At 43.3% G+C, this 21404-nt stretch carries 22 protein-coding genes; 19 read left to right on the top strand and 3 right to left on the bottom strand.

Annotation, left to right across the window (positions count from 1 at the left end; genetic code table 11):
• The first annotated feature begins 14 nt into the window (after positions 1-14).
• From FD27_RS00195 to FD27_RS00260, 14 genes are all read left to right on the top strand, one after another.
• Positions 15-866, top strand: a complete 852-nt coding sequence (locus FD27_RS00195; protein WP_057747682.1) for a DUF72 domain-containing protein — start codon at positions 15-17, stop codon at positions 864-866.
• Positions 867-993: 127 nt separating this feature from the next.
• Complete coding sequence (gene metG / locus FD27_RS00200) at positions 994-3024, top strand: methionine--tRNA ligase (protein WP_057747684.1); 2031 nt, start codon at positions 994-996, stop codon at positions 3022-3024.
• A 1-nt stretch (position 3025) separates the two neighbouring features.
• On the top strand, positions 3026-3844 hold the full coding sequence (locus tag FD27_RS00205) for a TatD family hydrolase (RefSeq protein ID WP_057747687.1): 819 nt from the start codon (positions 3026-3028) through the stop codon (positions 3842-3844).
• On the top strand, positions 3831-4397 hold the full coding sequence (rnmV, locus tag FD27_RS00210; protein WP_057747690.1) for a ribonuclease M5: 567 nt from the start codon (positions 3831-3833) through the stop codon (positions 4395-4397). The genes FD27_RS00205 and rnmV overlap by 14 nt, the downstream gene beginning before the upstream one ends.
• On the top strand, positions 4390-5283 hold the full coding sequence (gene rsmA, locus FD27_RS00215; RefSeq protein WP_057747692.1) for a 16S rRNA (adenine(1518)-N(6)/adenine(1519)-N(6))-dimethyltransferase RsmA: 894 nt from the start codon (positions 4390-4392) through the stop codon (positions 5281-5283). The genes rnmV and rsmA overlap by 8 nt, the downstream gene beginning before the upstream one ends.
• Before the next feature lie 88 nt (positions 5284-5371).
• Positions 5372-5620 (top strand): Veg family protein, encoded by a 249-nt coding sequence (locus tag FD27_RS00220; RefSeq protein WP_057747695.1) that lies wholly within the window; start codon positions 5372-5374, stop codon positions 5618-5620.
• 239 nt (positions 5621-5859) lie between these two features.
• Positions 5860-6711 (top strand): 4-(cytidine 5'-diphospho)-2-C-methyl-D-erythritol kinase, encoded by an 852-nt coding sequence (gene ispE / locus FD27_RS00225; protein WP_057747698.1) that lies wholly within the window; start codon positions 5860-5862, stop codon positions 6709-6711.
• 135 nt (positions 6712-6846) lie between these two features.
• Entirely contained in the window at positions 6847-7746 is a 900-nt protein-coding gene (locus FD27_RS00230) for a metal ABC transporter solute-binding protein, Zn/Mn family (RefSeq protein ID WP_181578118.1), read from the top strand.
• 2 nt (positions 7747-7748) lie between these two features.
• The gene (locus tag FD27_RS00235; RefSeq protein ID WP_057747830.1) at positions 7749-8420 is read left to right on the top strand and encodes a metal ABC transporter ATP-binding protein; all 672 of its coding nucleotides are present in this window, start codon (positions 7749-7751) and stop codon (positions 8418-8420) included.
• Positions 8420-9214, top strand: coding sequence for a metal ABC transporter permease (locus FD27_RS00240; RefSeq protein WP_057747704.1), 795 nt, complete (start codon positions 8420-8422; stop codon positions 9212-9214). Before FD27_RS00235 ends, FD27_RS00240 begins: the two co-directional genes overlap by 1 nt.
• 137 nt (positions 9215-9351) lie before the next feature.
• Positions 9352-10191: a pur operon repressor gene (gene purR, locus FD27_RS00245; protein WP_057747707.1), complete on the top strand. Its 840-nt coding sequence runs from the start codon at positions 9352-9354 to the stop codon at positions 10189-10191.
• Between the two features lie 4 nt (positions 10192-10195).
• The gene (gene glmU, locus FD27_RS00250) at positions 10196-11563 is read left to right on the top strand and encodes a bifunctional UDP-N-acetylglucosamine diphosphorylase/glucosamine-1-phosphate N-acetyltransferase GlmU (RefSeq protein WP_057747709.1); all 1368 of its coding nucleotides are present in this window, start codon (positions 10196-10198) and stop codon (positions 11561-11563) included.
• Between the two features lie 112 nt (positions 11564-11675).
• A complete protein-coding gene (locus FD27_RS00255; RefSeq protein WP_057747712.1) occupies positions 11676-12659 on the top strand; it encodes a ribose-phosphate diphosphokinase in 984 nt (327 codons plus the stop codon).
• A gap of 175 nt (positions 12660-12834) precedes the next feature.
• On the top strand, positions 12835-13461 hold the full coding sequence (locus FD27_RS00260; protein WP_057747715.1) for a hypothetical protein: 627 nt from the start codon (positions 12835-12837) through the stop codon (positions 13459-13461).
• A 142-nt stretch (positions 13462-13603) separates the two neighbouring features.
• Here FD27_RS00260 and yidA read toward each other — a convergent pair whose 3' ends face one another.
• Genes yidA through FD27_RS00275 form a run of 3 tightly spaced genes read right to left on the bottom strand, consistent with a single transcriptional unit; the run spans position 13604 to position 16619 of the window.
• On the bottom strand, positions 13604-14425 hold the full coding sequence (gene yidA, locus FD27_RS00265) for a sugar-phosphatase (RefSeq protein WP_057747718.1): 822 nt from the start codon (positions 14423-14425) through the stop codon (positions 13604-13606).
• 2 nt (positions 14426-14427) lie between these two features.
• On the bottom strand, positions 14428-15792 hold the full coding sequence (locus FD27_RS00270) for an HD domain-containing protein (protein WP_057747721.1): 1365 nt from the start codon (positions 15790-15792) through the stop codon (positions 14428-14430).
• A 14-nt stretch (positions 15793-15806) separates the two neighbouring features.
• Positions 15807-16619 (bottom strand): lipoate--protein ligase family protein, encoded by an 813-nt coding sequence (locus FD27_RS00275; protein WP_057747724.1) that lies wholly within the window; start codon positions 16617-16619, stop codon positions 15807-15809.
• A gap of 116 nt (positions 16620-16735) precedes the next feature.
• Here FD27_RS00275 and FD27_RS00280 point away from each other — a divergent pair, with 116 nt between their 5' ends.
• The 5 genes from FD27_RS00280 (at position 16736) to FD27_RS00300 (ending at position 21396) form a co-directional block, all read left to right on the top strand.
• Complete coding sequence (locus FD27_RS00280) at positions 16736-17161, top strand: YwiB family protein (RefSeq protein ID WP_057747727.1); 426 nt, start codon at positions 16736-16738, stop codon at positions 17159-17161.
• A gap of 46 nt (positions 17162-17207) precedes the next feature.
• The gene (rpoE, locus tag FD27_RS00285; RefSeq protein ID WP_181578116.1) at positions 17208-17756 is read left to right on the top strand and encodes a DNA-directed RNA polymerase subunit delta; all 549 of its coding nucleotides are present in this window, start codon (positions 17208-17210) and stop codon (positions 17754-17756) included.
• Positions 17757-17921: 165 nt separating this feature from the next.
• Positions 17922-19526 carry a CTP synthase gene (locus FD27_RS00290; RefSeq protein ID WP_057747733.1) on the top strand — a complete coding sequence of 535 codons (1605 nt, stop codon included), beginning with the start codon at positions 17922-17924 and terminating at the stop codon, positions 19524-19526.
• 254 nt (positions 19527-19780) lie between these two features.
• Complete coding sequence (locus FD27_RS00295) at positions 19781-21058, top strand: UDP-N-acetylglucosamine 1-carboxyvinyltransferase (RefSeq protein ID WP_057747735.1); 1278 nt, start codon at positions 19781-19783, stop codon at positions 21056-21058.
• A 92-nt stretch (positions 21059-21150) separates the two neighbouring features.
• Positions 21151-21396: a type B 50S ribosomal protein L31 gene (locus FD27_RS00300; protein ID WP_057747738.1), complete on the top strand. Its 246-nt coding sequence runs from the start codon at positions 21151-21153 to the stop codon at positions 21394-21396.
• Positions 21397-21404 lie beyond the last annotated feature (8 nt).

Here is a 21404-nt window from a genome sequence, read left to right on the forward strand (position 1 = left end):
AAGGAGGACTGTTCATGACCAAAATTACTTTAGGACTAACAACGTGGACTGAACACCCGGCCCTCATTCATGATCAGTTGCGTCCGGTGACATTAAACGAATACGCACAAAATTTACCGACTGTTGAAGTTGACACCTTTTTCTATGCACTTCCCCAGATGGCCACAATTCAAAACTGGCTAGCAGAAGTTCCATCCAGTTTCCAATTTATTATTAAAGCTCACCAGGGGATGACTCTTCATAAGCGTGATCAAAATCGGGGTGAGTTAGAGCAGCTTTTCCAACAGTACCGGCGTACTATTTCGCCACTGGTTGCGGCCGGACAGTTAAAGACCATCTTGTTTCAGTTTCCACCGTACTTTGATGCCCAATTGAAGGATATTGAGTACTTACGACTGATTCGCTTGTGGATGGGTGATTTACCCATCGCGGTGGAATTTCGTAATCAGTCCTGGTATCAGCCAGAAGTTCGTGATTCGTTATTATCGTATTGCCAGGACTTGAACTTTACATTAGTAGCTGCTGATGAACCACATGATAAGGTGACTTCAGTACCATTCCTCCTGGCAACGACCAACCCTCACCTGGCTCTCGTGCGGTTACATGGGCGCAATCGTCAGGGCTGGGATAATGCTGGCAAAAGCTGGCGTAAGACGCGGACACTGTATCGTTATAGCAATCAAGAATTAGCCAAATTAAAAGATCAGCTAACTAACTTACAACCACAGCCAGATGAGATTTGCGTCATTTTTAATAATAATTCTGCGGGTGATGCGGCCCCAAATGCATTGAAGTTACAATCAATGATGAATCTTCATTTTACGGGCTTAGCACCAAAGTCACCAGAACAGCTTGACCTTTTTTAGTGACAAACAGGCAAATCGGTGTCCGGACCAGTGCTAGCAATACTTAGCGTCCTCGCGCTCGGCTTTACCATATGCTATACTTACTGTTAATATTAGATTAGGAATTAATAAGAAAGAGGGGCCTCATATGGCTGAACAAAAACCAACTTATTACATTACAACACCAATTTACTATCCATCTGGTAAACTTCATATTGGTAATACATACACGACCGTTGCTTGTGATGCGGAAGCACGATTCAAGCGGTTAACTGGTTATGATGTTTTCTATCTGACCGGAACCGATGAACATGGTTTAAAAATCGAGCAAAAAGCAGAACAACTCCACATGCAGCCGCAAGAATATGTTGACAAAATGGCCGCTGGCATTAAGAACTTATGGAAACTGATGGAAATCAGCAATGATAAGTTTATCCGGACCACGGATGATTATCACGAAAAGGCTGTCCAAAAGATCTTCCAAAAATTGCTGGACCAGGGCGATATTTACAAAGGTAAGTACACCGGTTGGTATTCAGTTGATGACGAAGAATACTTTACTGAAAGTCAATTAGCTGAAGTATACCGTGATGATAATGGTAAGGTTATCGGCGGTAAGGCCCCATCAGGTCATGAAGTTCAATTGGTTTCCGAAGAATCATACTTCTTCAAGATGAGCAAGTACGCTGACTGGTTGATGAACTATTATAAGGAACACCCTGATTTCATTGAACCGCATAGTCGGATGAATGAAATGGTTAATAACTTCTTAAAACCAGGGCTAGAAGACTTAGCAGTTACGCGGACATCCTTTAACTGGGGTGTTAAGGTGCCAAATGACCCTAAGCATGTTGTTTATGTATGGATTGATGCTTTATCCAACTATATTACGGCGCTCGGGTACGGCTCTGCTGATGATAGCTTATTCAAGAAGTACTGGCCAGCTGACATTCATATGGTTGGTAAGGAAATTGTCCGTTTCCACACTATTTACTGGCCAATTATTTTACATGCATTAGGATTGCCATTGCCAAAGCATGTCATCGGTCATGGATGGTTGACCATGAAAGATGGAAAGATGTCCAAGTCCAAGGGGAATGTTATCTACCCTGAAACTTTAGTGGAGCGTTATGGACTCGATGCCACTCGTTACTACTTATTAAAAGCCATGCCATTTGGTAATGATGGGGTCTTCAGTCCAGAAGACTTTGTCGACAAGGTTAACTTTGACCTCGCTAACGATCTGGGTAACCTGTTAAACCGGACCGTAGCCATGATTAACAAGTATCAGGATGGTAAATTAGTTGCTAATAACCAAGCCACAACAGACTTTGATGCTGACTTAGAGCAAACCGCTGCTGATGCAATTGCTGAATACAAGCAGGAAATGGATAAGACGCACTTTGCTGATGCTTTATCTGCCGTTTGGAAGCTCGTTTCGCGTGCTAATAAGTACATTGATGAGACCGAACCATGGGTATTAGCTAAGGACGATAGTAAGAAGACTGAATTATCCGATGTGATGACACACCTGGCCAAGAGCTTACGGGTCATTGCAGCCTTAATTCAACCAGTAATGACACATGCACCAAAGGAAATTGTTGAACAATTAGGTATCCAAGGAACTAACCTTGATTTGATTAACCTGCAATTTGATGACTTCCCTGAAACAGCTCAGGTAGTGGCCAAGGGAACCCCAATCTTCCCTCGTTTAGATGTCAAGAAGGAAGTGGCCTTTATCAAGAGCCAAATGAGTGCTAATCAAAAGCAAAAGGGCCGGAAAGCAATGGAAAAGGCTAAGAAAGAGGCGCAGAAAAAGATGAGTGAAGAAGAACAAACCGAAGGTAAAAAGCAAATTCGGATTGACGTTTTTGATAAAGTTGAATTGAAGGTTGCCAAAATTACCGCTGCTAGTCATGTTGAAGGTGCTGACAAGCTGCTGAAGTTCCAGATGGATGATGGTAGTGAAGACGGTCGGCAAATTCTCTCAGGGATCGCTCAATGGTACCCAGATCCATCGGTCTTAGTTGGTAAGAACGTTGTGATTGTAGCTAACTTAAAGCCACGGAAGATGCGTGGCGAAGTTAGTCAAGGAATGTTACTATCTGCAGAAAAGGACGGCGACGTTAAGGTTGTGACGGTTCCAGATTCATTAATTCCTGGAATGAGCGTGGAATAAAATGAGTAAGCAGCACGTTGCCTGGCGAAAGATTTATGATTCGCATACTCATCTGAATGATGATGCCTTTTATAATGATGTGCCTGCTTTTGAGGATCGGGCCCGCCACTATGGGGTCACTGAGATGAATATGGTGGGGTCAAATGCTGTGCTTAACGAGCGCGCTCTAAAATTGGCTCACCAGTATGATAACTTGCACGCGATCATTGGCTGGCATCCCGAGGACATCCGCTTCTATAACGAGAATGTTGAGGATCAGTTGATTGCTGATTTGCGAGATCCAGCAGTCGTCGGTGTTGGTGAAATTGGCTTGGATTATTTTAATGATCAGCGTTCTCCGCACTTCCGCCAACAAGAAGTTTTTGCACGTCAGCTGGAAATTGCCCGGCAACTGCACCTGCCAGTATCAATTCACGTCCGCGATGCACTAGCAGATGCATACCCTATCTTACGGGATAGCCACATTAACGAATTTGGTGGCGTTATGCACAGCTTTAATGGTTCGCCGGAATGGGCGGAGAAGTTTATGGACTTGGGAATGTACATCTCATTTAGTGGAGTTGTTTCTTTTGGCTCTGCAGAACAGGTCCAACGTTCTGCGCAGGTAGTCCCACTCGAGCGCATGATGGTGGAAACCGACGCACCTTACCTAACCCCCAGCCCATATCGTGGTAAGCAAAATGAACCAGCATTTACTAAGTTTGTTGTTGATGCAATTGCTAAATTAAAACAGGTCGACGCTGAGCGAGTTGCTTACCGGACGTACCACAATGCAGCAAATTTATTTTTAGGTCAGAAAGAACTTCATGAACAAAATTAAAGAAGTCATTGTCGTTGAGGGCAAGGACGATACAAAACAAATTGCGAAGGCCGTCCAGGCTGATACCTATGAGACTAATGGTTCAGCAATTTCTGATGACGATATTGCTCGCCTAAAGAAGCTAGCCGCCAAGCGGGGGCTAATCGTGTTTACTGATCCTGATTTTAATGGTGAACGGATCCGCAAAACCATTAGCCGAGCCATTCCGGGGGTCAAACATGCTTTCATTCGGCGTGATCAGGGGATTCCTGATCAAGCACACGGTAGCTTGGGAGTTGAGCATGCTGATCCGGCAGTAATTAAAGCTGCACTAGCGCATGTTTATACCCAACAGAAGACCACAGTAACTGAATTCACGAAGAGCGACCTTGCTCATGCAGGGTTAGTGGGTCAAGAAGATTCCCGGAAACGGCGGGAACGGTTAGGTCAACTGCTTGGTATTGGTTATGGTAATGGGAAACAATTGTTAAAACGGCTGAACATGTTTCAAATCGATCGCGACACATTTGAGCGGGCAATTCAACAGTTAGGAAGGGAGCAGTCAAATGACTAGCGCAAAGCAAATTGGTAATCGGCAGACGACGCGTTCAATTATGAGTGAATACGGAATCCACGCCAAAAAGGGCTTTGGGCAAAACTTCTTGACTGACCCAGCCATTCTGGGGCGGATTGTCAGTGCGGCTGAAGTTAGTCGTGATGATAATGTTATTGAGATTGGTCCCGGAATTGGGGCTTTAACTGAACGGTTAGCACAAGCGGCTGGTCAGGTTTTAGCGGTTGAAATCGACCAGGATTTAATTCCAGTCTTGGCAAAGACATTAGCGGCATACGATAATGTCAAGGTAATTAATCAGGATATTCTGAAGGTCAACTTACCCCAGTTAATCGAGCAACAATTTTCTGATCCAACGCGGCCATTGAAGGTTGTGGCCAACTTGCCGTACTACATCACTAGCCCAATTTTGATGAATTTGTTGGCAACCAAGGTTCAGTGGGCATCAATTACGGTCATGATGCAAAAGGAAGTCGCCCAACGATTAACTGCTCATCCAGGGACGAAGCAGTATGGAGCGTTGACGCTAGCCATTGAATATCAGATGGAAGCTAATATTGCTTTTAATGTTTCCCGTCATGCCTTTGTACCATCGCCAAATGTTGATTCGGCCATCGTTGTCCTCAAACAACGTGCTGAGCAATTGCCAGAGCAACCATTTAATAAGGGCAAACTGTTTGGCCTGATTCGGGGATGCTTTGCTCATCGGCGGAAGAGTCTATGGAATAATCTCCAGTCAACTGTGGGTAAGGATGCGGCTACTAAGGAGCAAATGAAAGAAGTTCTGGAGCAGGTTGATATTGATCCCCAAATTCGTCCAGAAAAGCTGACACTGAATCAATTTATTCGCCTAGCAAATGTCCTTCATGATTCTAACTTAATTTGAAAACACAATTGATTTATCACTTCGCTTATGATACAATATTGACTTTTATGTTAAATAAGGGTATCATGCTCGTAGCGGGGTGAGTTATTTGCCAAAAAGTATTAATGAAATTAAGCAAGAATTAGAAAATCGCGTCGGTCAAAAGGTATTAGTTACTGCTCAAGCCGGCCGTAAGCGTGTTGCAAAGCACCACGGCGTTTTGAGTAAGACCTACCCAGCAATCTTTGTCGTCCATGTTAACGAGGGACAGGGCGCCATTAGCCGTATTTCATACAGCTACACCGATTTACTAACTGAAAATATCTCAATCGACTTTGAAGATGAAGCACAAGCTTAAGGCAATGGGAGCGTGACAGAACTTGCACGTCTCCACAAGAATAATGAAGGGCTCTAGAATTCGAATTATCCGAATTCTAGAGCCCTTTTTATATTGGACTGGGCATTTTCAACTACATAGGGTGATCGATGCCCCACTCTCCATTATTTTTAAACACCCAGGAATGATTCGTTCATTTCTTCCCTAATTCGAATATAGTATAATCAAGATAATTAATAAGAACGAACGGAGGTGGGAAGATGATCATTACTGAAAAAGCGCCGGCTAAATTAAATTTAAGCTTAGACACTCCCTTGCGTTATTTAGATGGGCTTCCGCAATGGGACATGGTAATGATTTCCGCTGATCTTGCTGATTATGTGACCATTGAAATTGGTGAGCATCGTGGTGGTGTCAAGGTTTACACTGATAGTAGCTTCTTGCCGAATGATCAACGAAACCTCGCCTTTCAGGCAGCAAATATTCTGCGAAATCGATTCCATCATCGCGAAGCAATGACAATCCGAATTAAAAAACACATTCCTGTCGCGGCAGGCTTAGGTGGTGGATCATCAGATGCCGCCGCTGTACTGCGTGCACTTAACCGGGCGTGGGATCTGGGCTTGTCTCTCCCGGAATTAGCTAAATTGTCGCTTTCCATTGATTCGGATGTTCCTTATTGTATTTATAATAAACTTGCTCACGTCACTGGTCATGGTGAACAAGTTGAACTACTACCACAACCTCCACATTACTGGGCAGTGATTGCTAAACAGCAGATTAGCGTTTCAACGCCTCAGATTCTACGTCAAATTGATTACACTAAGGTCCATCATTTGAACAACAAAGCCTTAATCGCCGCCCTTAAAAAGAACGACTGGCTGGCCGCAACTAAATATATGGGAAACGTCTTAGAACCAATCACGATGCAGTATCACCCAGAAATTGGTCGACTAAAGGAAAAAATGTTGCAATTAGGGGCGGATATGGCCCAAATGAGTGGCACAGGGCCGACTGTTTTTGCAATTTGCCATAAGGAATCCCGGGCACACCGAATCCAAAATGGGCTGCGTGGCTTCTGTCGAAACGTCAACGTAGTGACATTACTATAAAAGCAAAATCGAACGAGGGACATAATTGTCATCGTTCGATTTTTTAAAATGTACTTGCATTTTGTTAGTGGTCCAGGTAAGATGGATTTTGTTGTAAATAGTAATTATTACTATTTAGGAGTGAAGAGAATGAAGATGTTTAAATGGTTAGTGGTTGTGTTAACCGTAATCCTCGTTACGATTTTATGCGTAGCTGCTTTTACCAGGCCACATTTACAACAAGAAAATAAACCGGTGCGGGTCATCACCAGCCTTAACTTTTATGGTGAAGTGGCAAAGCAGGTGACGGGTCATTATGGGGACGTGACATCAATTATTAATAGTGCCTCAATCGACCCCCATGATTACCAACCTGGCACGAAGCAGGCTAAACAAACTTCCCAGGCTAACTTGGTAATTGGCAATGGACTCGGTTATGATCACTGGCTCCAGCAACTGGTGGTGGCCACTAATCCCCGTGTTCGGCAAATTGATGTTAGTCACGATATTGCCAAAAAGGGTGCCGGTAGTAATGAGCACGTGTGGTACAACCCTGCGGTAATGGAAAAACTTGCCCAGCAAATTGCAGTCGATGCTGCCCGATTAGATCCAGCACATGCTGCCTATTACCGGCAAAATGCTCGACGGTACTTACAACAATTACATCAGGTTGACGCTAAGATTGACCAACTCCACCAAAATATTGGTGACAAGCGACTAGTAGATGTCTCGGAGCCTGTCTTTGACTATTCACTCCACCGTATCGGCTACCAGATTAATGATCAACATTTTGCTAAAGCCGTGGAAGATGGGAGTGATCCTTCCCCGAAGGACATTGCGAACATCCGGAACGATATCACTAAGCACCGAATTGCATTCTTTGTGGTCAATACACAGTCATCTGACCGGGTAATTGATAACTTAGTAGCATTAGCTCATCACTATCACGTGCCGGTATTGAAAGTAACCGAATCGAAGCCTAACGGACTGACATATCCAGAATGGATGCTAAAACAATACCGCCATCTAGAACAAATTCAAGAAGGGAGATCTTAATCATCGCCATCTTAACTGTTGACAGCTTAACGACTGGTTACGGGGACCAGCCCATTGTTAAAGACCTGACCTTTGACGTTAATGAAGGAGATTTTTTGGTCGTTATTGGTGACAATGGGGTTGGTAAAACCACCCTCATTCGCTCGCTATTGGGGTTATTACCAATTATGAGTGGAACGATTAATTACGCTGATGACTTGCGGATCGGTTATGTGCCGCAATTTCGTAATATCGACGATGAATATCCGTTATCAATCCGTGATTTTGTTGCACTCAATTTGCCCCAACGACCTTTTCCATGGATTACTAAAAAGGAACATCGGGCCATTGAACGAATGTTACGGTTGACGAACCTGACAACGATTGCTGATCGTCCTTTAGGGTTAGCCTCTGGTGGGGAAAAGCAACGGGCTTACCTTGCTCAAGCCCTATTGCGTAATCCCCAGTTACTAATCTTGGACGAATCCACGGCTAGCCTGGATAACGATATGAAGTATGAATTACTAAATGTCGTTGCGCGTTTCCAACAATCGGGTCTCAGTGTCATTTTTGTTACCCATGATTGGGAGCTGGCGACTGAGTACGGTAACCGTTTCTTGCGCCTAACACCGAATGGGGCGTCGTCGGGACCAATTAATGAACTTCCCAAACCAACAGTTGAGGGGGCCAAGTAATGTTAGCACTTAGTTTTATGCGCCACGCCTTTGTGGCAGGTACCTTTATTGCCATTGTTTCTGGATTAATTGGCGTTTTTGTGGTAGCCCGGGGGTTGCCCTTTCTAACGCACACCTTATCTGAAATTGGCTTTGCAGGGGCTTCGTTTGCTGTATTTGCTGGCTGGCCTGCATTAAATGGAATGATCCTGTTCACGATGCTTTCGTCAATTGTTGTTGGCCAGATGAGTATTAAACGCAGTCGGCGAGAAGCCGTCATTTCTGCCGTGTCAGCACTGTTCTTAGGACTAGGGATCCTCTTTTTATCCTTAAGTAGTGAAACAGCTAGTTCGGCGACGAGCATCCTTTTTGGTAGCGTTGTGGGGATTAGTATTCATGAAGTATGGGAACTAGTAGTTCTTTCAGCAATTGTCCTGATAGTGACGATGCTGATTTATCGGCCCCTGAAATTTGACTCATTTGATGACATTGGTGCCCGGGTCACTGGTATCCCATCCACTGCTATTTCCGTAGTATTCTTATTACTATTAGCTTTAAGCGTTAGTGTGGCTGCGCAAATCGTTGGGGCGCTGCTGATGTTTATTCTGCTGACCCTGCCAGCGGCGAGTGCTAAGTACTTTACTCACGGAGTTGCCAAGATGATCGTTCTGTCAATTTTATTTTCTTTAGTAGGAACGTGGCTGGGCCTTTATCTAGGCTATTTAACTAACTGGCCGGTTTCATTTTTCATCGCCCTGATTGAAGCAGTAATATACGCAAGTGCCTTGTTATATCAAAAATATTATGTCGAATAAGATCAAATATGAATCCTCGGAGTCATTAACTTATGAATAATGATTCTGAGGATTTACTGATTTTAAAAATAAAGTCGGTAAAAGCCGAACAATTTATGGTAAACTGAATAGGAATAACAGCTTTTGGAGGAGAAAAGATGAAAGTTAGACGAAGTAACCGACTCGTTGACATGACGCGGTACATGATGGAACATCCGCGGACTTTGGTTTCACTGAAGTTCTTCGGACAACGTTATGATTCCGCTAAGTCGTCAATTAGTGAGGACTTGAGTATCATTCGTCATGCCTTCCATACTTGGGGCATGGGCCGCTTGGAAACCATTCCTGGTGCCAGTGGCGGTGCTGTTTTGACACCATTCTATTCTAAGGAAAATGCTGAAGCAGCGATTGCAGACCTGGTTAAAGAAGTCAGTGATGATTCACGGCTCCTACAAGGTGGGTATGTTTACCTTTCAGATTTGATTGGTCGACCAGATATTTTACGGCGGGTCGGTCGTTTGATCGCCACCCAGTACGTTGACAAGGACGTTGACGTTATTATGACGGTGGAAACGAAGGGAATTCCGATTGCCCAGAGTGTGGCGATGTACTTAAACAAGCCGTTTGTAATTGTCCGAAATAGTTCCCACATTACTGAAGGACCAACGGTAAGTGTGAACTATGTTTCGGGGTCGGTTAAACGGATCAAAAAAATGGAGTTATCACGGCGGACACTTTCCGCTGGTGCCAATGTGGTTGTTGTCGATGACTTTATGAAGGGTGGGGGAACCCTGAATGGGATGAAGTCCCTAATTAAAGAATTCGATGCCCACTTGGTTGGGATGACCGTATTTGCAGAAGGGGAAGTCAGTGGTGAACGCCTGGTTGATAACTGTACTTCATTGATTAAGGTCAATGCGGTTGACGATCGTAATAAGACGATTTCTGCTCAGGCAGGTTCATTTATTGATACTGTATTTGGTAATAAGGAGAATTAAGTAAATAATGAAACGCAATGCAATTATTTTAGCAGCAGGTAAGGGAACACGGATGCGCTCCAAGCTTTACAAGGTTTTACACCAGGTTTGTGGAAAAACGATGGTTGAACATGTTGTCACGCAACTGGAAAAAACCGATATCGATAATATTATTACGATTGTTGGCTTTGGGGCGGAAGCTGTTAAGAAAGCCTTAGGCAATCGGACACAATTTGCTTTGCAAAGTCAACAGTTGGGAACCGGCCATGCAGTGATGCAGGCCCAAAACCTCTTGGGGGATGTTGATGGCGAAACCATTGTTGTTTCTGGTGATACACCACTGTTTACGGCTGATACCTTTAATAAGCTGTTTGAATACCATGAACAACACCACGCCGCTGCCACGATCTTAACATCCGTTGCTCCTGACCCAACGGGCTATGGTCGGATCATCCGGAATGAAGTTGGTATTGTGGAACGGATCGTAGAACAAAAGGATGCTACTCCAGAAGAACAAGCAATCCACGAAATCAACACCGGTGTTTATTGCTTTAACAATAAGAAGTTGTTTGCGGCTTTGAAGAAGATCAATAATAATAATGCTCAGGGTGAATACTACTTGACTGATGTCATTGAAATCATGAAGCATGATCACGAAGTCGTTACTGCTTATAAGATGGATAATTTTGATGAATCAATGGGAGTTAACGATCGAGTAGCCTTGGCACGGGCTAATAAGTTAATGCGGCAGCGGATTAACAATCAGTTAATGAAATCTGGTGTTACGATGCTTGACCCAGAAACGACTTACATTGACGATGGTGTTGAAATTGGTCAAGACACCGTGATTGAAGGTGGCGTAGTTATTAAGGGCCACACAAAGATTGGTGCGGATTGCTACATCACTGCTCATTCACGGATCGTTGATTCCACCATTCACGATCACGTCACAATTACTTCATCAACGTTGCAAGAAGCGGAGATGCATGAAGGTTCTGATATTGGTCCCAACAGTCACCTGCGTCCGCAAGCAGAAATTGGCCCTAAGGTTCACATTGGTAATTTCTGTGAAGTTAAGAAGGCTTACATTGGTGAAGGAACGAAGGTTGGTCACTTAACATACATTGGTAATGCGACCCTTGGTAAGAACATCAATGTCGGTTGTGGAGTGGTCTTCGTCAACTATGATGGTACGAATAAGCACCACACCAATGTCGGTGACCACGCCTTTATCGGTAGTAATAGTAACCTTGTTGCGCCCGTTAATATTGCTGATAACTCCTTCATTGCTGCTGGTTCCACCATTACCGACAGTGTTGAAGAATACGACATGGCAATTGCACGAGCTCGCCAGGTGAACAAGGAAAATTACGCGAAGAAATTGCCTTGGTAACGATTACAATTTCTTGCTTTTTAGGTAACCAATCTATATCATTAAAGTGTATGTGGCGGAAACAGATTGTTAGTTTTTGCCGAACAATTGAATTATTCCAGCGGAGGATGCAATGAGTAATAATCGTTATTTTGACTCAAACTTAAAGATTTTTGCACTGAACTCGAACCGGCCATTAGCTGAAAAAATCGCTGAAGAAGTCGGTGTAGACTTGGGGAAGTTATCCGTTGACCGTTTTAGCGATGGTGAAATCCAAATCAACATCGAAGAAAGTGTCCGTGGTGACAATGTATACGTTATTCAATCCACGTCTGCACCAGTCAATGATAATCTGATGGAACTGTTAATTATGATTGATGCATTACGACGGGCAAGTGCCAAAACAATTAATGTGGTTATGCCATACTATGGTTATGCTCGCCAAGACCGGAAGGCACGGAGTCGGGAACCAATCACTGCCAAGTTAGTCGCTAACATGCTTGAAAACTCGGGTGTTGATCGTGTAATTGCCCTTGACCTTCACGCAGCACAGATTCAAGGTTTCTTTGATATCCCCGTCGATCACTTGATGGGTGCCCCATTGCTGGCGGAATATTTCATCAAGGAAGGCGTTGCTCAAGATGCTGTCGTTATTTCACCAGACCACGGTGGTGTTACGCGGGCCCGGGCATTAGCTGAATTCTTGAAGTCACCAATTGCTATTATTGATAAGCGTCGTCCGCGTGCTAATGTTGCTCAAATTATGAACATCATTGGTGATGTTAAGGGGAAGAAATGTATCATGATTGATGACATGATTGATACTGCTGGTACGATTACTCTGGGGGCTCAAGCATTAATTGATGCTGGTGCCAAAGAAGTTTATGCTTCTTGTACCCATGCCGTTCTATCTGGCCCGGCCATTGAACGGTTAAAGAATTCTCCACTGAAAGAAGTTGTCGTAACTGATTCCATTCAATTGCCAAAGGAAAAGCAAATCGACAAGATTAAGCAGGTTTCAGTTGCCCCATTAATTGGTGCTGCTATTAAACGGATTAATGAGAATAAGCCTGTAAGTCCTCTCTTCAAGAAAGTCTTTAAGAGTGCTGAACTGTAAACTGAACAAATAATTAATCAAGGTTGTTCACCCCAAGCTGGTGAACACCTTGATTTTGTTTTAGAAAAGTCGGTTACCCGTTCAAAAAAGTTAATGAAAGTTTAAGATCTGAACAAAAACTACTGTCTAGTGGTCTGCATGGTATAATATGACTGTACTTGAAGGAGGAAAAACTATGCAAACAAGTAAGTTCTTCAAACGTATTTCAGTCGGCACCGCTGCTTTAGCGATGGTCCTGGCGTTAGCTGGATGTGGCAATAGTCAATCATCAGTTAGTTCAACGAAGGCGGTCCGGTCAGCTAACCGGTTAATCCGTAACAATAATTTCCAAGATGCTTATGATAAGCTAAGTCAAAGCAGTAATCGGACAAATGAAGCTAACAACTTAATGACCGACTTACAAAATTACATCAGTGCTAAGCAAGCTTATGACAACCAAGATTACCAGACAGCTTCTGCTAAATTGAAAGAACAAAAATCAACGAGTACCGCAATGCGGGATGCTTATTCTGTTCTGCAAGCGAAGATCAATAAGAAGCAGGTTTCCAATAGTACAAGCAGCAGTTCTAAGACAGCTGCTAACCAAGCTGCTTCTGACCAAACTAGTGATAGTGTTGTGACTAGCTTTGCTAACAAGATGGGCTTTAGCGGTAGTAAAGGGTATACCATTACCCCAACTGAAGTTAATGGTCATGTTTACAAGTTCGAAGTTCGACAAAATAACAGTGATCACACCGTGGCAAGCTTGATTGGTATCTATCAATACAACAGTCAAACTGGTGCTGTTACCAAGTTAAACTAAGTTGATATATAAAAGGGCGCGTGACAGAAGATATTTATAACTGCGTGTTCACGTCCCCGCAAATACAAAAAGGGCTCTAGCGTTCGGCTTCTTCCGAACACTAGAGCCTTCTTTATGTACTGTACTTTTTCATGTGGTTCTTCTATTGGAGGACGTACTTTGCAATTGCCTTACCCACACCATCACTATTGTTATCGGCGGTGACCACATCGGCGACGGCTAATGTTTCAGGAACCGAGTTACCCATGGCAACCCCAATGCCAGCGTATTCAATCATTGAATTGTCGTTTTGGGCATTGCCAAGTGCCATTACTTCGGACTGCTTAATCCCTAGCTTTTCACTGAGGGCTTTAAGGGTACTGCCCTTGCTGGCCTTTGGATTGATAAATTCAAGATAAAAGTCTTCACTGCGGATAATTGTAAAACGCTTATGGAATGACTCTGGCAGAATAGCTTGAGCATGGTCCAGTTCATCTTTACTACCCAGCATCATTCCCTTTGCCAACACATATTGATCTTGGGTATGAGCCATTTCGTCAAGGGAACGGACACGTACAGGCATGCTGACAAGGTCTGACTCATGGATGGTCCATGAACTAAGGTCACGATTAGTCGTGTAAATATAATCCCGTGATTCAATCTGCGACTTAAGGTTGTTCTTGGTACAGAATGCTTGCCAGTCAACGTAGTCGGTAAAACTAAAAGTGTAATTGATGATGACATCCTCGTTAGTCGTCTGGGCCAGCGCGCCGTTAAAACTAATTACGTATTCATCTGCTTGATGGTTCAACCCTAAATCATCAAGGTAGTGATTGACGCCAGTCATTGGACGCCCGGTGCATAAAACGATCTTAACACCGGCCTGGTGGGCTTTTTCAATTGCTTCCATTGTTGCGGGAGTAATTTGTCGTTGGTCGTTAATGAGGGTGCGATCAATATCGATTGCTACTAATTTGATTGCCATAATTAATTATTCTCCTTTGGATCGATTAATTCATTGTTCTTAATGTATGACTGGAATTCTGTATAGATAGGTTCAAAGATTTCAATATTTTCATGCTTAGCAAGCATTTCCTTAGGGAAGAAGAACCGTTGATCACCGGCCTCTTTACCAGAGACGCTCGCCACGAGAGTACTAATTTGTGACAGTTCAATGAGACTACCGTCTGGTTGAATCAACTCAATCTGGGTTTGCGGGTTGGATGTTTGGGGATGGTAGGTATCATATGGCAACTTAAAACTGTCATTGACGGCCGTATAGTAATCACTGTTGTAGCCCACCGTCTGAATTAATTTAGTGAGTTTTGGAATAAACTTAGCAGAGCTTTTATTATAGAGGGCGGACTTAAATGGTCGCCGGTTCAGAAAACGTTGGGCCAAGTCGCTTAAAATCTTATCCTGGGAATGTGTCCAGTGATTGAAGTAAGTGGTCAGCACACCATCATCTAATGATAAATAGTCGTCCAGAGTGAAATGATTGTTAAAAAAGGGCATCAACATGTAGGGTGTGAAATCTGGTTGAAAGTCACTCGGGTGTTGATAAATATATTTGGCCCGTTTGAGTAAGTGGTCAAGGATTACTTCCATGGACCGGGAAACGGGGTGAAAATAAATTTGCAGGTACATTTGGAGACGACTGATGATGTAGTCTTCGACTGCGTGCATTCCCGAAATGTCAAACGCGATTCCAGATTTAATTGGTCGCATCATGAGTAGGACCCGGTCCAGGTCAAACTTCCCATAATTAGTGCCGGTATAGTAAGAATCCCGTTGTAAGTAATCCATCCGGTCGGCATCAACCTGACTAGAGATCATTTGGACAACCTGCGGATTTTGGTAAGTATGATCAATAACACTAGCAACCTGTTCAGGAAAGATGGGGGAGACCCGTTTTAAGATGCGATTGACGTTGGTCCCCGGGTTAGTGATTAATTCCCGGGTAATTTTTTCATGATCAGTATTAAAAATGTGCTCGAAGGTATGGGAGTATGGTCCATGGCCCAAGTCATGCAGTAGAGCTGCACAGAGCGCGACCGGCCGCTCGCGGTCATCCCAAAGACCATCGCCCGACTGCAAAGAAGGGTAGTTCCTTTGGAATCGATTGCACATCCGCCGGGTGATTTCGTAAACTCCAAGACAGTGGCCAAAACGGGAGTGTTCAGCACCGTGAAAAGTGAGCGAAGTGGTCCCTAATTGTTTGATTCGCCGGAGTCTTTGAAATTCAGGGGTATTAATTAGGTCGAGGATGATTTGGTTATCGACGATGATTTGACCATGGATCGGGTCACGAAAAACCTTATCCTTTGGTAATTGTTCATCAGTGAAACTCACTAGATGTTACCTCCTTAGTTAATTCGTTCTTGCAATCGCTGCATGTAAGTAACCTGCTTGGCCAGTGATTCAATAAATGGGGCCGACCACAGTAATTGATTAATGTCTGCCTCCTGGTTCGTGAATACAGAAGATAACCGGATCTCAGCATCCTGCATAGTTAATGGTTGGTGGAGCAATTCTTCAACGGTTGTCATGGCAGTCGGCCAAACATCGGGGAAGTTCCACTTGTTCTCTTCATTTTGGAGACCATGACTATAAAAGTCGCGAACCAGTTCACCACGGCTGGTTTGATTGCCACAGACACTCAAGTAGAGCATAACGACTGCTCCATTCTTGTTCCGTCGTTGGGCCATTCCACCGATCTTTTGGCCGTTAACACTAATATCAAAGGTTCCCGGACAATAAGAGTGGGTGATCTCACCAGTTTCGATTGTCAACTCTGGGAAAGCTTTGCTAATGATATTGGTCATTACTTGATAGGCTTCATCAATTTGCAATTCTTTACCGACCAGGTGCCATGGTAAGAAAATGGAAAAATTGAGGACACCAGCATCGCTGACTACGGCCAGACCACCAGAATTACGCATGAAGTAGTTGAAGTGATGATGCTTGAGATACGTCAGTGCATTTGATAGGTGTGGCAGACGTTGGTCTTTGAGACCTAAGATAACGGTATCAGTTAACGACCAAAAGTGGATGAGGTTAACGTTCAGATCATCACTATGGTCCAAAAGGGCATTAGTATAAACAAAAGATGACAAGTTATTATCGACCATTAATGGCTGCCGAAAAATCGCTGTTGGTTGGTTAAATAATGAATTCATGATAAACTTCTTTTCTCTGGTGTTTTTGGTTGACAAATAAACACTTTCATTATACTAAAGAAAGCGTAACATTAACATTTTCAACAACACGAAATTTATTTAGAGGGAGATTGACAATGGTAAAAAAAGCAACCCCGGTTCATGTTGAGTTAACAACGGTGATGGAGCAAGATGGCCAGCAGGAACGGTTTCATTTTACTGAAGACGGCCAATTTGTGAATTTGAATGGGAAATACTACCTTCGTTATCACGAACACCAACAGGGGCAGACAACGCCAGTTCAATTTCGTTTGAATAATGATGAACTTCATTTACGGCGTAGTGGTATTAGGGAGACAGTATTTACCTTCTTAAATCGACAGACGACAAAGGCACGTTACCAAACGGAATACGGCATAATTGACTTAGAAGTAACTACCAATCGGCTCTTGGTTGATTTTGACCCCATAGCGGCTCGCGGGAACGTTGACTTGGAGTACCAGTTAGTTTCTGGCAATCAACTAGTAGGAACTTACCAACTGCAATTGCAATTTAGTCGCTAGCATTGTAGAATGTAGGATAGACTTTTTTGAAGGGATGTGCACCAATTTGGATTTAAAGATTTTTGACGGCCAAGACAAATCAGAACTTTCAATGATCGAAGTTGCTCACGCTATTCTTGCACACCATGGTGAGGCAATGGCATTTGTTGATTTAACCAATGAGGTTCAGCAATACTTAGGTAAGAGCGATGAAGAGATTCGGGAGCGACTTTCGCAGTTCTATACTGATTTGAATATCGATGGCAGTTTTATCTCCTTAGGTGACAATACCTGGGGCTTGCGTGCATGGTACCCATACGAATCAATTGATGAAGCCACTGTTGGTGAAAGTGATGACGATGAAGAGGATGATCGTCCAACTAAGAAGCGTCGTAAGGTTAATGCCTTCTTAGCCGACTCTGACAACGATGATGATGTGATTGATTATGATAACGATGATCCAGAAGATGAAGATCTGGATGACAATGACGACGAAGATAATGATGACTATGATGATGACGACGATGATGATTACGCTGATGACGGTCTAGATGACGGCATTGAAGGCCAATTATCTGAATTGCATGATGATAGTGACGACGATGATGATGAATAATCATTTTTTTGCTTGACTATCTTAGGTTGACCCTGTATTATCTTTCTTGGGCGCCTGTGAAGACAGGTCAATCGTTCGTTTAAATGATGGCTCCCTGTTTCAAATGAAATAGGGAGTCTTTTATATTTAATCCCCAATATATTACAAAGGAGTAGACATAGCACAATGACAAAGTACATTTTTGTAACCGGTGGAGTTGTTTCATCATTAGGTAAGGGTATTGTTGCTGCTTCTCTGGGCCGCTTATTAAAGAACCGCGGCTTGAAGGTAGCTATCCAAAAGTTCGATCCATATATTAACGTTGACCCAGGGACCATGAGTCCATATCAACACGGTGAAGTCTTTGTTACCGATGATGGGACGGAAACCGATCTGGATTTAGGTCACTATGAACGGTTTATCGACAATGACTTAAACAAGTACTCCAACGTCACTACTGGTAAAATCTACTCTGAAGTTTTGCGGAAGGAACGGCGTGGTGATTACTTAGGACGGACCGTTCAAGTAATCCCTCACATTACTAACGCTATTAAAGATAAGATTAAACGGGCTGGTGAAAGTACTGACGCTGAAGTCGTTATTACTGAAATTGGTGGGACCGTTGGTGATATTGAATCTCAACCATTCATGGAAGCTATTCGGCAAATGAAGGAAGAGGTTGGTGACAAAAATGTCCTTTATATTCATACTACCCTGATCCCATACCTACGAGCCGCTGGCGAAATGAAGACTAAGCCAACCCAACACAGTGTTCGTGAACTACGGGGCTTAGGAATTCAACCAAACATTCTGGTTGTCCGGACTGAAAAACCAATTACTGATGAAATGCGTTCAAAGATTGCCTTATTCTGTGATGTTGATCCGAAGGCGGTCATTGAATCATTGGATGTTAATACCCTCTACGAAATTCCGTTGAACTTGCAAAAACAGGGGATGGACCAACTGGTTGTGGACCACTTTGGCTTGGATTGCCCAGTTGCCGATATGCGTGAATGGACTAATATGGTTAACCATATTGAAAATGACTTAACTAAGACCGTCCGGATCGCCATGGTTGGGAAGTACACAGACTTGCAAGATGCTTACATTTCAGTGAACGAGGCATTACGGCATGCTGGTTACCCTGTTGATGCCAAGGTTAAGATTGACCACTTTAATGCTGAACACATTAACGAAGACAATGTTGCTGATACTTTGAAGGATTATGACGGGATCCTGGTTCCAGGTGGCTTTGGTTCACGAGGAATCGAAGGAATGATCACTGCAATTAAGTATGCCCGTGAAAACGATGTTCCATACTTGGGTATTTGTCTGGGGATGCAAACGGCTTGCATCGAATTTGCCCGGGATGTACTGGGATACAAGGACGCTAACTCCACAGAATTTGATCCAAACACTAAGCACAACATCATTGACTTGATGGCTGATCAAGAAAATATTGAAGACATGGGTGGAACCCAACGGTTAGGGGCTTACCCATGCAAGCTGAAGGCAGGGACAGTTGCTGCGGCTGCTTATGACAACCAATCCATGATTAGTGAACGGCACCGTCACCGTTACGAATTCAACAATGAATATCGTCAAGAAATGGAAGACCACGGCTTAGTTGTTTCTGGAATTAACCCCGACCGTAATTTAGTTGAAGTGGTTGAATTACCTAAGAAGCGCTTCTTTGTTGCGGCTCAATATCACCCAGAATTCAAGTCCCGTCCTAACCATCCAGAGGGTCTCTTTAAGGCCTTTGTTAAGGCGGCAGCTGAAGGCAAATAATCAGAATAACAGTTGATTGATTTCGTTAATAAGATCACAATATAACGGGCAAAGTGTCGTCAAACGCTTGGCCCGTTAGTTATTTGCCGCTTCCCTTCAAAAATCATTAAGATTGATCATAAAAGGTTGTTTTTTGTTAAATAATTAATTATTATTACAATTGATTGTTCAAATAAGGAGCAATATTAACTAATAAAATTAATTAAATCTAATAAAAATCTTAATAAATACTAATTTTAAGTGAGGAAACGAAAATGAAACGAATGATCATTCAGGGAGGACACCGCCTTTCCGGAGAAGTGACAATCGGTGGCGCTAAGAATAGTACCGTTGCTTTAATTCCGGCCGCCATTCTAGCTGATACGCCAGTGCAGTTTGATACGGTCCCCGATATTTTAGATGTTCACAATTTGATGATCATTTTGAAATCGATGAATGTAAAGTCATCATTCACTCATGGGGTGTTGGATATTGATCCAACGCAAATTGTTGAAGCAGAATTGCCAAGCAAGGCCATTAAGAGTCTGCGAGCTTCTTACTACTTCATGGGTGCTTTATTGGGCCGCTTTCACCGTGCAACGTTAACTTTCCCTGGTGGTGACAATATTGGTCCACGGCCAATTGATCAACATTTGAAAGCCTTTAAAGCATTGGGTGCTTCTGTTTCAGAGAATAATGGAACTGTTCACTTGGATGCCCCGAATGGCTTACATGGGACTCGGATCTTTTTAGATATGGTCTCTGTTGGGGCAACGATCAACAGTATCTTAGCTGCTGTTCGTGCAGAAGGGACAACGATCATTGAAAATGCTGCTAAGGAACCCGAAATTATTGACTTAGCAACCTTCTTGAACAACATGGGAGCAAAGATTCGTGGTGCGGGGACTGATACCATTCGGATTACCGGTGTTAGCACCCTGCAATCAATGAACACCCATACCATTATTGCAGATCGAATTGAATCTGGAACCTATCTTTCCCTGGCTGCGGCCATGGGTGATGGTATTATGGTTCACAACATCATTCCGGAACACTTGGAATCCTTCACTAGTAAGCTAATTGAAATGGGTGTTAACCTGCAAATAGATAGTGATAAGATTTACGTGCCGAAATCGGAACATTTGAAAGCAATCAATGTGAAGACGATGCCATTCCCAGGATTCGCCACCGACTTGCAACAACCACTGACTCCCTTGATGTCCTTAGCAGAAGGGGACAGTACCATTGTTGATACGATTTATCCTAAGCGGGTTAAGCACATTCCAGAATTGCAAAAGATGGGCATGAACATTGAAGCCCATGATGGGATGATTATTGTTCGTCATACCGACCATCTCCACGGAGCAACTGTTTCTGCTGGTGAGATTCGTGCCGGAGCAGCATTAACAATTGCTGGTTTAATGGCAGATGGCAAGACGGTTATTAACAACGCGGGTAATATTTTACGGGGCTATGACCGGATTGTCTGGAAGCTGAACCGGTTAGGGGCCAATGTTTCGATTGAGGACGATTCTTCCGTCACGGTTGGATAAGTTCTTGCATCCGTTAAAAAATCGTGTTATCCTGTTAAAGTTGATTATCTATGTTTCAGGCAATGATTCATGGCAAAAGGAGCGTATAAATTATGAAAAAAGGAATTCATCCAGATTATCATCCAGTAGTATTTCAAGATGCTTCTACTGGTTACAAGTTTCTCTCAGGTTCCACTGTAAATTCCAGTGAAACTATCAAGTGGGAAGACGGTAACGAATACCCATTAGTTCGGGTGGAAGTTACTTCTGATTCACACCCATTCTACACTGGTAAGCAAAAGTTTACTCAAGCAGATGGTGCGGTGGACAAGTTCAACAAGAAGTACGGTCTCAAGTAAGACTGACT

The sequence above is a fragment of the Limosilactobacillus frumenti DSM 13145 genome (genome assembly GCF_001436045.1).
In the GTDB taxonomy this organism is placed as follows: domain Bacteria; phylum Bacillota; class Bacilli; order Lactobacillales; family Lactobacillaceae; genus Limosilactobacillus; species Limosilactobacillus frumenti.

Excerpts from the sequence above, each read along its gene's own strand:
- FD27_RS00195 (WP_057747682.1), top strand. The coding sequence starts at position 15 with ATGACCAAAATTACTTTAGGACTAACAACGTGGACTGAACACCCGGCC.
- metG (WP_057747684.1), top strand. The coding sequence starts at position 994 with ATGGCTGAACAAAAACCAACTTATTACATTACAACACCAATTTACTAT.
- FD27_RS00205 (WP_057747687.1), top strand. The coding sequence starts at position 3,026 with ATGAGTAAGCAGCACGTTGCCTGGCGAAAGATTTATGATTCGCATACT.
- rnmV (WP_057747690.1), top strand. The coding sequence starts at position 3,831 with ATGAACAAAATTAAAGAAGTCATTGTCGTTGAGGGCAAGGACGATACA.
- rsmA (WP_057747692.1), top strand. The coding sequence starts at position 4,390 with ATGACTAGCGCAAAGCAAATTGGTAATCGGCAGACGACGCGTTCAATT.
- ispE (WP_057747698.1), top strand. The coding sequence starts at position 5,860 with ATGATCATTACTGAAAAAGCGCCGGCTAAATTAAATTTAAGCTTAGAC.
- FD27_RS00230 (WP_181578118.1), top strand. The coding sequence starts at position 6,847 with ATGTTTAAATGGTTAGTGGTTGTGTTAACCGTAATCCTCGTTACGATT.
- FD27_RS00240 (WP_057747704.1), top strand. The coding sequence starts at position 8,420 with ATGTTAGCACTTAGTTTTATGCGCCACGCCTTTGTGGCAGGTACCTTT.
- purR (WP_057747707.1), top strand. The coding sequence starts at position 9,352 with ATGAAAGTTAGACGAAGTAACCGACTCGTTGACATGACGCGGTACATG.
- FD27_RS00255 (WP_057747712.1), top strand. The coding sequence starts at position 11,676 with ATGAGTAATAATCGTTATTTTGACTCAAACTTAAAGATTTTTGCACTG.
- FD27_RS00260 (WP_057747715.1), top strand. The coding sequence starts at position 12,835 with ATGCAAACAAGTAAGTTCTTCAAACGTATTTCAGTCGGCACCGCTGCT.
- yidA (WP_057747718.1), bottom strand. The coding sequence starts at position 14,425 with ATGGCAATCAAATTAGTAGCAATCGATATTGATCGCACCCTCATTAAC.
- FD27_RS00275 (WP_057747724.1), bottom strand. The coding sequence starts at position 16,619 with ATGAATTCATTATTTAACCAACCAACAGCGATTTTTCGGCAGCCATTA.
- FD27_RS00280 (WP_057747727.1), top strand. The coding sequence starts at position 16,736 with ATGGTAAAAAAAGCAACCCCGGTTCATGTTGAGTTAACAACGGTGATG.
- FD27_RS00290 (WP_057747733.1), top strand. The coding sequence starts at position 17,922 with ATGACAAAGTACATTTTTGTAACCGGTGGAGTTGTTTCATCATTAGGT.
- FD27_RS00295 (WP_057747735.1), top strand. The coding sequence starts at position 19,781 with ATGAAACGAATGATCATTCAGGGAGGACACCGCCTTTCCGGAGAAGTG.
- FD27_RS00300 (WP_057747738.1), top strand. The coding sequence starts at position 21,151 with ATGAAAAAAGGAATTCATCCAGATTATCATCCAGTAGTATTTCAAGAT.